This window comes from Microbacterium tumbae, from assembly GCF_054780175.1.
Genome location: NZ_BAAGWV010000002.1, coordinates 531,222 through 544,432 on the forward strand (window position 1 = coordinate 531,222; position 13,211 = coordinate 544,432).

The 13,211-nt window shown below is 69.7% G+C and carries 11 protein-coding genes; 4 read left to right on the forward strand and 7 right to left on the reverse strand.

The window, feature by feature from the left end:
- Positions 1–2 precede the first annotated feature (2 nt).
- The 4 genes from acnA to dut all read right to left on the reverse strand — a co-directional run bounded on the left by acnA (position 3) and on the right by dut (position 4,789).
- On the reverse strand, positions 3–2,834 hold the full coding sequence (gene acnA, locus ACYVGQ_RS09855; RefSeq protein ID WP_460784449.1) for an aconitate hydratase AcnA: 2,832 nt from the start codon (positions 2,832–2,834) through the stop codon (positions 3–5).
- A gap of 160 nt (positions 2,835–2,994) precedes the next feature.
- Complete coding sequence (locus ACYVGQ_RS09860; protein ID WP_460784450.1) at positions 2,995–3,735, reverse strand: DUF3159 domain-containing protein; 741 nt, start codon at positions 3,733–3,735, stop codon at positions 2,995–2,997.
- On the reverse strand, positions 3,732–4,319 hold the full coding sequence (locus ACYVGQ_RS09865; protein ID WP_460784451.1) for a DUF3710 domain-containing protein: 588 nt from the start codon (positions 4,317–4,319) through the stop codon (positions 3,732–3,734). The genes ACYVGQ_RS09860 and ACYVGQ_RS09865 overlap by 4 nt, the downstream gene beginning before the upstream one ends.
- The gene (gene dut, locus ACYVGQ_RS09870) at positions 4,316–4,789 is read right to left on the reverse strand and encodes a dUTP diphosphatase (RefSeq protein WP_460784452.1); all 474 of its coding nucleotides are present in this window, start codon (positions 4,787–4,789) and stop codon (positions 4,316–4,318) included. The genes ACYVGQ_RS09865 and dut overlap by 4 nt, the downstream gene beginning before the upstream one ends.
- Before the next feature lie 12 nt (positions 4,790–4,801).
- Here dut and ACYVGQ_RS09875 point away from each other — a divergent pair, with 12 nt between their 5' ends.
- A complete protein-coding gene (locus ACYVGQ_RS09875; RefSeq protein ID WP_460784453.1) occupies positions 4,802–5,266 on the forward strand; it encodes a DUF3093 domain-containing protein in 465 nt (154 codons plus the stop codon).
- A 66-nt stretch (positions 5,267–5,332) separates the two neighbouring features.
- Here the strand turns inward: ACYVGQ_RS09875 and ACYVGQ_RS09880 are convergent, their stop codons facing one another.
- A complete protein-coding gene (locus ACYVGQ_RS09880) occupies positions 5,333–5,626 on the reverse strand; it encodes a DUF4193 domain-containing protein (protein ID WP_429460727.1) in 294 nt (97 codons plus the stop codon).
- A gap of 197 nt (positions 5,627–5,823) precedes the next feature.
- Here ACYVGQ_RS09880 and sepH point away from each other — a divergent pair, with 197 nt between their 5' ends.
- Positions 5,824–6,864, forward strand: coding sequence for a septation protein SepH (gene sepH / locus ACYVGQ_RS09885; protein ID WP_460784454.1), 1,041 nt, complete (start codon positions 5,824–5,826; stop codon positions 6,862–6,864).
- Positions 6,865–6,876: 12 nt separating this feature from the next.
- Here the strand turns inward: sepH and ACYVGQ_RS09890 are convergent, their stop codons facing one another.
- Positions 6,877–7,998 carry an alkaline phosphatase family protein gene (locus tag ACYVGQ_RS09890; protein WP_460784455.1) on the reverse strand — a complete coding sequence of 374 codons (1,122 nt, stop codon included), beginning with the start codon at positions 7,996–7,998 and terminating at the stop codon, positions 6,877–6,879.
- Between the two features lie 44 nt (positions 7,999–8,042).
- On the opposite strand from ACYVGQ_RS09890, the gene ACYVGQ_RS09895 reads away from it, so the two are divergent.
- The gene (locus ACYVGQ_RS09895; RefSeq protein ID WP_460784456.1) at positions 8,043–10,487 is read left to right on the forward strand and encodes a DNA gyrase/topoisomerase IV subunit A; all 2,445 of its coding nucleotides are present in this window, start codon (positions 8,043–8,045) and stop codon (positions 10,485–10,487) included.
- Between the two features lie 240 nt (positions 10,488–10,727).
- On the opposite strand, the gene ACYVGQ_RS09900 is transcribed toward ACYVGQ_RS09895, so the two are convergent.
- A complete protein-coding gene (locus ACYVGQ_RS09900; RefSeq protein ID WP_460784457.1) occupies positions 10,728–12,806 on the reverse strand; it encodes a DNA gyrase/topoisomerase IV subunit B in 2,079 nt (692 codons plus the stop codon).
- Positions 12,807–12,987: 181 nt separating this feature from the next.
- Between ACYVGQ_RS09900 and ACYVGQ_RS09905 the strand changes: the two genes are divergently transcribed.
- The gene (locus ACYVGQ_RS09905; protein ID WP_460784458.1) at positions 12,988–13,203 is read left to right on the forward strand and encodes a DUF7455 domain-containing protein; all 216 of its coding nucleotides are present in this window, start codon (positions 12,988–12,990) and stop codon (positions 13,201–13,203) included.
- Positions 13,204–13,211 lie beyond the last annotated feature (8 nt).

A 13,211-nucleotide genomic window follows, 5' to 3' on the forward strand; every position in this document is an offset into this window, starting at 1 on the left:
GATCAGACCAGCGAACGCAGCACGTACTGCAGGATGCCGCCGTTGCGGTAGTAGTCGGCCTCGCCGGGCGTGTCGATGCGGACGACCGCGTCGAACTCGACCGTCTGCTTGCCCTCGGGCGAGTGCTCGCTGGGCGCGGCCGTGACGCGGACCGTCTTCGGCGTGATGCCGTCGTTCAGCTCCTCGAGACCCGTGATCGAGACGGTCTCGGTGCCGTCGAGACCCAGCGACTCCCAGCTCTCGCCCGCGGGGAACTGCAGCGGCACGACGCCCATGCCGATGAGGTTCGAACGGTGGATGCGCTCGAAGCTCTCGGTGATGACGGCCTTGACGCCCAGCAGGCTGGTGCCCTTGGCCGCCCAGTCGCGCGAGGACCCGGAGCCGTACTCCTTGCCGCCGAAGATCACCAGCGGCGTGCCTGCGGCCTGGTAGTTCTGGCTGGCGTCGTAGATGTACGACTGCGGCCCGTCGGGCTTCGTGAAGTCGCGGGTGAAGCCGCCCTCGACGACCGCGCCGTCGTTGACGGCCGAGACGAGGAGGTTCTTCAGGCGGATGTTCGCGAACGTGCCGCGGATCATCACCTCGTGGTTGCCGCGGCGCGAACCGTAGGAGTTGAAGTCCTTCTGCGCGACGCCGTGCTCGGTGAGGTACTGCGCGGCGGGGGTGCCGGCCTTGATGTTGCCGGCCGGGCTGATGTGGTCGGTGGTGACCGAGTCCCCCAGCGTGGCCATGACGCGCGCGCCGGTGATGTCGCTGACCGGGGTGAGCTCCATCGTCATGCCCTCGAAGTACGGGGGCTTGCGCACATAGGTCGACTGCTCGTCCCACTCGAACACCGGGCCGGTCGGGGTGGGGAGGCTGGTCCAGCGCTCGTCGCCGTCGAACACGGTCGCATACTGCTTGATGAACTGCTCGCGCGAGATCGACGTGTCGATGATCTCCTGGACCTCGTCCGGCGAGGGCCAGATGTCCTTCAGGAACACGTCGTTCCCGTCGGCGTCCGTGCCCAGCGCGTCCTGCTCGAAGTCGAAGTGCATCGACCCGGCCAGGGCGTAGGCGACGACCAGCGGCGGCGAGGCGAGGTAGTTCATCTTCACGTCGGGGCTGATGCGGCCCTCGAAGTTGCGGTTGCCGGAGAGCACGGCGGTGACGGCGAGGTCGTTGTCGTTGACCGCTGCCGAGACCTCCTCGATGAGGGGTCCGGAGTTTCCGATGCAGATCGTGCAGCCGTAGCCGACGGTGTAGAAGCCGAGTCCCTCGAGGTCCTTGTCGAGGCCGGACTTCTCGTAGTAGTCGGTGACGACCTTCGAGCCGGGGCCGAGGGTCGTCTTCACCCACGGCTTCTGCTTGAGCCCCTTGTCCAGCGCCTTGCGGGCGAGGAGGCCGGCGGCGATCATCACCGACGGGTTCGAGGTGTTCGTGCAGGAGGTGATCGCGGCGAGGGTGACCGCGCCGTGATCGAGGATGTAGGAGTCGCCCGCGGGAGACTTCACCTTGACCGGCTTGGAGGCGCCGCTCACGCCGCTGGAGATGTGGACGGGACGCGTGCTCGTGTCCTCCTCGCCGGGGACGGCCCCGGGGTCGGAGGCGGGGAACGAGTGCTTCGACTCGAGGTCGACGATGTCGTCCGTCGTGCTGGCGTCGGCGTAGCTGAGGATGTCCTGCTCGAACTGCGTCTTCGCCTCGGAGAGGAGGATGCGGTCCTGCGGGCGCTTGGGGCCGGCGATCGACGGCACGACCGTGCCGAGGTCGAGCTCCATGTACTCGCTGAAGATCGGCTCCCTCGTGGCGTCGTGCCAGAGGTGCTGCTCCTTGGCGTACGCCTCGACGAGCGCGACGGCCTGCTCGTCGCGGCCCGTGAGCCGGAGGTACTCGGTGGTGACCTCGTCGATCGGGAAGATCGCCGCGGTGGATCCGAACTCCGGGCTCATGTTGCCGATGGTGGCGCGGTTGGCCAGGGGGACGGATGCGACGCCCGCGCCGTAGAACTCGACGAACTTGCCGACGACGCCGTGCTTGCGCAGCATGTCGGTGATGGTGAGGACGACGTCGGTCGCCGTGACTCCCGCGGGGATCTCACCCGTCAGCTTGAAGCCGACGACGCGCGGGATGAGCATCGACACCGGCTGGCCGAGCATGGCCGCCTCGGCCTCGATGCCGCCGACGCCCCAGCCCAGCACGCCGAGGCCGTTGACCATCGTCGTGTGCGAGTCGGTGCCGACGCAGGTGTCCGGGTAGGCGCGGAGCACGCCGTCGACGCTGCGGTCGTAGATGACCTTGGCGAGGTGCTCGATGTTCACCTGGTGGACGATGCCCGTTCCCGGGGGCACGACCTTGAAGTCCTGGAAGGCGGTCTGACCCCAGCGCAGGAACTGGTAGCGCTCGCCGTTGCGCTCGTACTCGATCTCGACGTTGCGCTCGAGAGCGTTCTCCGTGCCGAACAGGTCGGCGATGACGGAGTGGTCGATGACCATCTCCGCTGGCGAGAGCGGGTTGATCCTGTTCGCGTCGCCGCCGAGCGCCGTGACGGCCTCGCGCATGGTCGCGAGGTCCACGATGCAGGGCACGCCGGTGAAGTCCTGCATGACCACGCGAGCGGGCGTGAACTGGATCTCCGTGTTCGGCTCCGCCGCGGCATCCCAGGAGCCGAGCGCCTCGATCTGCGCCTTCGTGACGTTCGCACCGTCCTCGGTGCGAAGCAGGTTCTCCAGGAGGACCTTGAGGCTGAACGGGAGCTTCTCGTAACCGGGGACGGTGTCGATGCGGAAGATCTCGTAGTCGGTGCTGCCGACCGTCAGGGTGCTCCGGGCACCGAAGCTGTTCACCGTGGACACGAATCCGTCTCCTTCTACTCGGATGGAGGGGGGCAGGCCCCTCCATCTTGCTCGCCATCGAGCCCCGTCGGCTAGCAAGGCGGACCTAACCAGTCTGCTCCGTGCCGGCCGTGGGCGAAAGCCTGCAATTTATCTTGATATCAAGATAAATCTACCATGCTCAGGGCGTCGTGTCCGACGGTGACTCGCGCGGGTAGAGGGCCCGGACGGCAAGCCACGTCACGGCGATCATCGGCGCGAAGAGCGGCAGGCCCATGATGAGCTTGAGCGTGCCGAGAGCGGTCACGTCTCCGGAGAAGTACGGCGGGAGCTGGACGGCCAGACGCGCGAAGAAGAGCGCGCCCCAGGCGATCCCGAGCCAGAAGAACACCCTGCGCTTGCGACGGTCCCGACGCCATGCCGTGCCCTCGCCCATGAGGAATCCCGCCGCGAGGCCGATCAGCGACCAGCCGACGAGCGCGGCGACGATCATCGCCGACCCGTAGAGGGCGTTCGTGACGAAGCCGGGGACGAAGTTGTCCTCCCCGCGACCGGTCCAGAGGGCGAGAGCCGCTGCGGCGCCCGCGGCGACGAGCCCGCCGATGGCCGCAGCCGGCGGCGACTTCTGCAGCAGACGCACCACCGTGAAGACGGCCGCCAGTCCCACCGACACCCCGAGAGCGAGGATCAGCGGCTCCGGCGTGACCGTGAACAGGACGACGAACGCGAGGCTCGGCAGCACCGATTCGAGGATGCCCCGCCAGCCGCCCATCGCGCTCCACACGACCTGCTGCGTGCTCGCGCCGTCCGCCGGGTCGAGTCCCGCCCTGCGAGCCGCTCCGCCGAGGGCGGCGCCGAGCACCTCGGAAGCGCGCGGCTGCGCTTCGTCCTGGTCGTCGCGGGCCGCGCGGTCCTCGCTCACGCCGATCCCGGAGCGGCCGGCATCTTGAGCGGGATGAGATCGCGCGGGGGCATGGGCGATCCGCCGCGGACCACGACGAGCGAACGGAAGAGATCCTCGACCTTCGCGGCCGCCTCGACGTCGCTCGTCGCCGCGCCCCCGATCACGCCGCGCAGGAACCAGCGCGGCCCGTCCACCCCGACGAAGCGCGCGAGACGCAGCCCCGAGCCCTCCGCGGCGGTCGCCGGCACCTCCGCCAGCAGTTCCTTGCCGAGCGGGCCGTCGCGCTCCTCGACGCGTCCGCCCTGCGAGCGGACCTGATCCTTGAGCTGGACCCGCGTCTCGTCCCACAGACCGCCGGAGCGAGGTGCGGCGAACGGCTGCACCTGGAGCGAGGAGTCCGCGTAATCGAGACCGACGGCGACGATGCGCTTGGTCTGCTCCTCGACCTCGAGCCGGAGGTTCAACCCCTCCCTGGGCAGGATCTTGATTCCCCCGAGGTCGATGTACGGGCGGACCGGATTGACCTCGCTCTCGTCGAAGGGCCCGTCCTCCGCGCGAGACGCCGGCGCCGACTTGGCGGGCTGTTCGTTCTGCTCTGTCATGACTGCTCCCCTGCGGCGATCGTCCCGCCGCCCCCTGCCTGGTACCCGGTCGACCCGAAGCCCCCCTCGCCGCGGACGCTCTCGGGGAGCTCTTCGACGGGGATGAACACGGCACGGGTCACCGGCATGATGATCAACTGGGCGATGCGATCGCCGACCGCCACATCGTACGCGCTCCGGGTGTCCGTGTTGATCAGGCTCACCTTGATCTCACCGCGGTAGCCGGCGTCGACGGTGCCCGGCGCGTTCACGATCGAGATGCCGTGCCTCGCCGCGAGGCCGCTCCGCGGGACGACGAAGGCCGCGTAGCCGTCCGGGAGCGCGATGCGCACCCCCGTGGCCACGAGCGCGCGCTCGCCCGGCTCGAGGTGCACGTCCTCCGCCGACACCAGATCGGCTCCGGCATCCCCCGGATGCGCGTAGCCCGGCAGCACCGAGGCGATAATGGGAAGATCGATCGAATCGCTCACCCCACGAGGCTAATGCAGAACACCGTCCCCGCCACACGTCCGCGCTACCGGGAGCGCCTGGCGCCCAGCCTCTGGATGCTGGTGTCCGCCGCCGTGCTCGCGCCGATGATCGCGCTCGTCCTCGTGCCGGTGAGCTCCGCGTTCGCCCTCGTCCTCGGCGTCGCGGCCGCGTCGGCGGTGATCTTCCTGATGATCCTCGCGTGTCCCGTGGTCTCGGTCGAGGGCTCCGTGCTGCGCGCGGGGCGCGCGCGCATCGAGACGCGCTGGCTGGGGGATCCCGTCGCCCTCACCGGGGAGGACGCCAGACAGGCACGCGGACCGGGCCTGCCTGCGACGGGCTGGCATCTCATCCGCGGAGGGATCGACGGCATCGTGATCGTGCCCAACACCGATCCGGACGATCCCGCGCCGAGCTGGACGATCTCGACCCGCACCCCCGACCGGCTCGCCGCCGCGATCCGCGCCGCACAGCGCTGAGGCGCCGCGCAACGACGACGCGCCCCGGACCGGACGGTCGGGGGCGCGTGACGTATCGGACGGCTGTCAGGCAGCGCACTCCTTGCAGATCGGTCCTTCCGGGCCCTCGTGATCGAGCTGCGAGCGATGCTTCACCAGGAAGCAGCTCATGCAGGTGAACTCGTCCTGCTGCGCAGGCAGCACGACGACGTCGAGTTCGAGGTCGGAGAGATCGGCACCCGGGAGGTCGAAGCTCGACGGGTTGTCGGAGTCCTCGTCGCCCGTCGAGCCGGAGAGCTTGTCCGGCACACGCTCCTTCAGGGCTTCGATCGACTCGGAGTCGTCTTCGCTCTTTCGAGGTGCGTCGTAATCGGTTGCCATGCGGTGAATCTCCACTTTCATGGTGCTAGTGGGTGGGGCGCCGTCGGGTAAGCGGCGGCCATAGTTTGCACGACTCGACGGCATTTCGCAAATGCCGCTCGCCGCACCCGATCAAACTGACGGCACGCCCGCGCTATTCCCGGCTTCGGACCGCACGCGTGACACCATGGCAGAACACCCATCAGAGGGGCTTTCGCATGGAAAACGTCACGATCGTCGGCACCGAATCCGGTGTGCTCGTGCTCGCCACCGCGTCCGGTGAGCGCTTCGCGCTGCCCATCGACGACCTCCTGCGCGCCGAGATCCGTCGCGCGCATTCGAGGACGCCGGAATCGGCGCCGCGTCTGGCCGCCAGCCCGAAGGAGATCCAGGCCCACATCCGCTCCGGGCTGTCCGCGCCGGAGGTGGCGGAGCTGCTCGGCGTCGAGGAGTCGGTCGTCGCGCGCTTCGAAGGACCCGTCCTCGCCGAGCGCGAGCATGTGGTCGGCCAGGCGCTCGCCGTCCCGGTCCTCATCGGCAGCGAGGTCGAGCCGGACGCGCAGCCGACGTTCGGCACGGCCATCCGGGCGAAGCTCGCCGAGGTCGCCGCCTCGGGAGAGCGCTGGGTCAGCTGGAAGGAGGAGTCCGGCTGGATCATCAAGCTGGAGTTCACCGCCAATGAGATCGACCACGATGCGCGCTGGAGCTTCGACCCGCGCCGCAGCGCCCTCGCCCCCCTGAACGCCGATGCCACCCAGCTGTCCAGGCAGGGCTCCCTTCCCGAGGGCCTCATCCCCCGCCTCCGCGCGGTCGACAGCGAGCGGACTCCGTCGCCGTACAAGGACGACAGTCGCTTCGACTCCGGTGCGTTCGGGCTCCGCCCGCTCGCCGATCCCGAAGCCGATCTGGAGGAGCCCGCGCTCCCCGACCACGCGCCGACGGCCGCTCAGCACGCCGCGATCAAACGCGCGCCCGAGGAGAGCACGACGAGCGCGGAGACGGCGGATCTGCTGGAGGCGCTCCGCCGTCGGCGCGGTCAGCGCGAGACCGCTCCGATCATCGAGGACGAGCACGAGACTGCGGAGCCGCCGAGTCCGATCGCTCTCTTCGACGCCCTCGAGCCGGGCTATGCCGACGAGGACGAGGAACCGGATCCCGCCCCCCCGCCGCCCGCGCAGGAGTCCTCCGCCCGGAAGCGGCGTCGCAACGCGATGCCGTCCTGGGACGAGATCGTCTTCGGGGCGCGCACCGACGAGTGACGCGCCACCGTCTCAACGCGCGAGCGAGCCGAGACGTATGAGGGGCACCTGACGCTCCTCCGGCGTGAGCGCGCCGTGCTGCCCGATCATCCCGCGGCTGCGCTGATCGGCTGCTGTGCCGTCGTACAGGGCCCGGTTGCCCCGCGCCACGACGAGCAGATCCCCGATACGGGATGCGGCGGCATCCGTCACCGTCGGGCCGAAGAGACCGGCGGAGACCGCCGCGGCACGTGTCACGACGTCCGCCACGCCCGCGGTGTCGGCCTGCCACTGCTCGGCGGCGGCATCTGGATCGACGCCGTCGTGCAGGTAGAGGTGGAGCATCCGCGGCTCGCCGCCGAAGTGACGGACCAGTTCCAGCCCGGCATCCGTCTCGTCGAAGACGACCTGGCGATGGGCGGGGACGTCGAGCATGCCGTGGTCGGCCGTCACGAGGACGCCGACGCCGTCGGGGACGCGGATGCCGAGCGCCGCATCGACCTCCTCGAGCGCCGCGACCCACTCCGCGGAGTCGATGCCGTGCCTGTGCCCCGCCTTGTCGACCTCCGGCAGGTAGCAGTAGACCAGAGCGCCCTCGTGCTCGGCCGCGAGGGCGTAGGCCGCGGCCACGCGCTCCGCGGCGGTCGCGGCGGGGACGAAGGTCGCACCGCGCAGGGTCGCCCTGGTGAACCCGCTGTGCGCGTAGGCCGCCACGCCGAGCGCGAAGACCGGATGCCCTCCGGCCGCCGCCCGCTCGAACACCGTCGGGCGCGGCTGCCAGCGGAGCGGATCGACTCCGGCGCTCTCCCACTCGCTCAGCTGGTTCACAAGTCGGTCCTGCGTCCGGTCGAGGACCCGGTAGCCCACCAGGCCGTGCTCCCCCGGCCAGACGCCGGTGAGCAGGCTCGTCAGCGCGGCGGCCGTCGTCGAGGGGAACACCGACACGGCGACATCGCGCCTGGTCATATCGGCCGTGAGCGTCCGGGCGTGCCCTGCATGGGCCCGCAGGGCGATCGCGCCGAGCCCGTCGACGACCACCAGGACGCCGGAGCGGATCCGGCCCGCCGCCCGTCCGGCGACGGCGTCGAGAAGGTCGTCCGCCACCCCGACCACGCTCCGGGCTGTGGCCGAATCGGCCGGTAACATGAGAGCCATCCGAGCCAGTCTTTCACAGGCTCCCGCACGCCCTCAGGAAGTCCATGCCCAAGACCCCGCCGCCGGAACCCGTCGAGGAGCGCATCCAGGACATCGACCTGTCCCACGAGATGCAGGGCTCCTACCTCGAGTACGCGTACTCCGTGATCTACTCGCGCGCGATCCCTGACGCGCGCGACGGCATGAAGCCGGTGCAGAGGCGCATCCTGTTCCAGATGGCGGAGATGGGGCTGCGCCCTGACCGCGGCCATGTCAAGAGCGCGCGCGTCGTCGGCGAGGTGATGGGCAAGCTCCACCCGCATGGCGACTCGGCGATCTACGACGCCCTCGTGCGCCTGGCCCAGGACTGGGCGCTGCGGCTTCCCCTCGTCGACGGGCACGGCAACTTCGGCTCGCTCGACGACGGACCCGCTGCGGCCCGCTACACCGAGGCGCGTCTGGCCGGCGCCGCCCTCGCCCTGACGGAGAGCCTCGACGAGGATGTCGTCGACTTCGTGCCCAACTACGACGGGCAGTTCCAGCAGCCTGCCGTCCTCCCCGCCGCCTTCCCGAACCTGCTCGTCAACGGCGCCACCGGCATCGCCGTCGGCATGGCGACGAACATGGCGCCGCACAACCTCATCGAGGTCATCGCCGCGGCCACGCACCTCCTCGAGAACCCGGGTGCCACGGTCGAGGAGCTCATGGAGTTCGTCCCCGGCCCGGACTTCCCGTCCGGGGGCGTCGTGATGGGCCTCGAGGGCATCACGGACGCCTACGCCACGGGGCGCGGCGCGCTGAAGGTGCGCGGCAAGGTCTCGATCGAGTCGCTCGGCCCACGGCGGACCGGGCTGGTCGTCACGGAGCTGCCGTACATGGTCGGCCCCGAGCGTCTCATCGAGAAGATCCGGGATGCCGTGCAGGCCAAGAAGCTCCAGGGCATCAGCGACGTCACCGATCTCACGGACCGTCATCACGGGCTGCGGGTGACGATCGGGATCAAGACCGGCTTCGACCCGAACGCCGTGCTGGAGCAGCTGTACAGGCTGACGCCGCTGGAGGACTCCTTCAGCATCAACAACGTCACGCTGGTGAACGGCCAGCCCCGGACTCTGGGCCTCAAGGAGCTGCTCGAGGTCTACATCGGGCACCGCATCGAGGTCGTCACGCGGCGCAGCCGCTACCGCCTCGCGCGTCGCGAGGAGCGTCTGCACCTCGTCGAGGGCCTTCTCATCGCGATCCTCGACATCGACGAGGTCATCCAGGTCATCCGGTCCTCGGACGACACGGAGCAGGCCCGCTCACGGCTGCGCCAGGTCTTCGACCTGTCCGAGCCGCAGGCCGAGTACATCCTGGAGCTCCGTCTGCGGCGGCTCACGAAGTTCTCCCGCATCGAGCTGGAGAGCGAGCGCGACGCCCTGCAGGCCGAGATCGCCGCGCTGCGCGAGCTCCTCGCCAGCGAGGGCCTGCTGCGGAGCCAGGTCGCCGTGGAGCTCGACGCCGCAGCGGACGCCTACGGGACGCCTCGTCGGACGCTGCTCATGAACGCCAAGCCGGCTGCCCCCCGCCGCGCCAAGGCCGGCGAGGCGGATCTCCAGATCGCGGATGCGCCGACCCTCGTCGCCCTCTCGACCACCGGAAGGGCCGTCCGCGTCGACCTCCTCGACGGGCAGGAGATCAGCCGTCCCGCCCGTCGCAGCAAGCACGATGCGATCCTGTCCACCGCCCGGGGGACCGTGCGCGGCGAGCTCGGGGCGCTCACGTCGACAGGACGCCTGCTGCGCTTCTCGCCCGTCGACCTGCCCTCGGTGCCGGCGACCTCCGTGCAGCTGGCCGCCGGAGCCCCCCTGCGGGACTACCTCGGCATCACCTCGCGGTCGGAGCGCGTGGTCGCCCTCGTCGCCCTCGGCTCCGACGCTCCGTACGCGATCGGGACCGCGCAGGGGACGGTGAAGCGGATCGTCCCCTCCGCCCTCCCTGTACGTCCCGATCTCGAAGTCATCGGCCTGAAGAGCGGCGACGCCGTCGTCGGCGCCGCGGCCGCGGCGGATGACGCGGAGCTGGTCTTCGTGACCACCGATGCGCAGCTGCTGCACTTCCCGGCTTCCGCCGTCCGCCCGCAGGGCGCGCCGGCCGGCGGCATGGCGGGCGTCAAGCTCGGCGCAGGCGCCACGGTGCTGCACTTCGGCGTGGTCACCGCCGACGAGGAGGCCGTGGTCGCGACGGTGTCCGGCGCGGAGGGCACGATCCCCGGCATGGACGCCGGAAGGGCGAAGGTCTCCTTCTTCTCGGAGTACCCGGCCAAGGGCCGCGCCACGGGCGGCGTGCGCGCGCACGCGTTCCTGAAGGGCGAGGACCGGCTGACGGTCGCCTGGGTCGGCGACGAGCCCGCCTATGCGGTGGGGACGGATGGCGCCGTGCGTACGCTGCCGGCACCGGGCGCGAAGCGGGATGCCTCCGGCCAGCCGATCGACGGCGTGATCGGCTCCATCGGCCGCCCCGTCGTCTGAGTGCGCGACGTCACGGTGCGTGCCCCCGCTCGTTGAGCGAGGACGCGCAGCGCCCGAGTCGAAACGCTCCCGCCCAAGACCCGTTTCGACTCACTCGGCCTCCGGCCGCGTTCGCTCAACGAACGGTGAAGAGGCTCCGGCCTCCGGCCGCGTTCGCTCGACGAACGGAAACGGTACCCGCCCGCCTCTCCCCCGCTCGTTGAGCGAGGACGCGCAGCGCCCGAGTCGAAACGCCCCCGCTCAGGCGTCGATCGCCTCGCGGGACAGCTGGTCGGCGGAATCGATGATGAACTCGCGCCGAGGCGCGACCTCATTGCCCATCAGCAGCTCGAAGACGCGGCCGGCGGCCTCGGCATCCTCCATGCGCACACGACGCAGCAGACGGCCCGATCTGTCCATCGTGGTCGAGGCCAGCTGCTCCGCATCCATCTCGCCGAGGCCCTTGTAGCGCTGCACCGGCTCATGCCACCGCTTGTTCTGCCTGCGCAGCTTCGCCAGGAGGTTGTGCAGCTCCTGCTCGCTGTACGTGTAGATCGTCTCGTTCGGCTTGGACCCCGGGTTCATGACGATGACGCGGTGCAGCGGCGGGACGGCGGCGAAGACCCGACCCGCCTCGATGAGCGGGCGCATATAACGGAAGAAGAGCGTCAGCAGCAGCGTGCGGATGTGCGCGCCGTCGACGTCGGCGTCGCTCATGAGGATCACCTTGCCGTAGCGCGCCGCATCGATGTCGAAGGTGCGCCCTGAACCTGCGCCGATCACCTGGATGATCGAGGCGCACTCGGTGTTGGAGAGCATGTCTCCGATGGATGCCTTCTGCACGTTGAGGATCTTGCCCCGGATCGGCAGCAGGGCCTGGAACTCGCTGTTGCGCGCGTTCTTCGCCGTGCCGAGCGCCGAATCCCCCTCGACGATGAACAGCTCGCTGCGGTCGACCTCCTTGGTGCGGCAGTCCACGAGCTTGGCGGGCAGCGTCGAGGACTCCAGCGCGTTCTTGCGGCGCTGCGTCTCCTTGTGGGCACGCGCGGACACGCGGGCCTTCATCTCCGCGACGATCTTGTCGAGAAGCTGCGAGGCCTGGTTCTTGTCGTCGCGCTTGGGAGAGGAGAACCGGGCGCCGAGCTCCTTGCGCACCACCTGGGCCACGATCTGGCGGACGGCCGGCGTTCCGAGGATCTCCTTGGTCTGACCCTCGAACTGCGGCTCGGGGACCTCGACGGTGAGCACCGCCGTGAGTCCCGCGAGGACGTCGTCCTTCTCGAGCTTGTCGTTGCCGACCTTCAGGCGGCGCGCGTTCTGCTCCACCTGGGAGCGCAGCACCTTCAGCAGCTCCTGCTCGAAGCCCTGCTGGTGCGTCCCGCCCTTGGGCGTGGCGATGATGTTCACGAACGAACGTGTCGTGGTCTCGTATCCCGTGCCCCATCGCAGAGCGATGTCGACACGGCACTCGCGCTGCACCTCCTGAGAGGCCATCGTCCCGTTCGCCTGCAGGACCGGCACGGTCTCGGTGAAGCTGCCCTCTCCCTGGATGCGCCATGTGTCGGTGATGGGCGCGTCGGCGGCGAGGAACTCGACGAACTCGGAGATGCCGCCCTCGTAGTGATAGCTGGTCTCTTCGCGCTCACCGCTGCGGGAGTCGCTCACGACCAGCTCGAGCCCGGGGACGAGGAAGGCGGTCTGACGCGCCCGCGTCTCGAGATCCGCCATCTGGAACGCGGCGTCCTTCGTGAAGATCTGACGGTCCGCCCAGTAGCGCACCCGGGTGCCCGTGACGCCCTTGGCGACCTTCCCGACCACACGCAGCTCGCTCTTGTCCGAGAACGGCGTGAACGGCGCGTCAGGCCGCGGCTCGCCCGCATCCGCGAAAATGCCCGGCTCTCCGCGGTGGAAGCTCATCGCATAGGTCCTGCCGTTCCGGTCGACCTCGACGTCCAACCGCTCCGAGAGCGCGTTCACCACAGAGGCGCCGACACCGTGCAGACCGCCGGACGCCGCGTACGAACCGCCGCCGAACTTGCCGCCGGCGTGCAGCTTCGTATAGACGACCTCGACGCCCGTGAGACCGGTGCGCGGTTCGACGTCGACGGGGACGCCGCGTCCGCGGTCGCGCACCTCGACGCTGCGGTCCTGATGGAGGATGATCTCGATCTTCGAGCCGTTGCCCGCGACGGCCTCGTCGACGGAGTTGTCGATGATCTCCCAGAGGCAGTGCATGAGGCCCGGGGATCCGTTGGACCCGATGTACATGCCAGGGCGCTTGCGGACCGCTTCGAGCCCTTCGAGCACCTGGAGATGATGGGCGGAATACTCGGCGGTCACAGTCTTCGATTCTACGTCCGGGCGGATGCCCGTGCCCGGCGACACTCCCGGCGCCGGCCTGCACGAGCGGATCCGCGTACGCGCTGAGCGAAACACGCCGCGATCCGGGCATGGGCGCGGCCGGAGCGTGGTTGTATTGAGCACGCTCCACAGCGAACCCGACAACCGAGGAGGCACCGAGATGAATGCGACAACCGAACGTGAGGCCTCCGCGGTCGAGTACCGTCTGACCGCTGCGGACCGCTGCGACTCCTGCGGCGCGCAGGCCTACATCGCCGCCGAGGTCAATGGCTCAGAGCTGCTCTTCTGCGCCCACCACGGCCGCAAGTACGAGGAGAAGCTGCGCAGCATCGCCACCAGCTGGCACGACGAGACCGCGCGCCTCATCGAGGCCTGAGCCGGAAC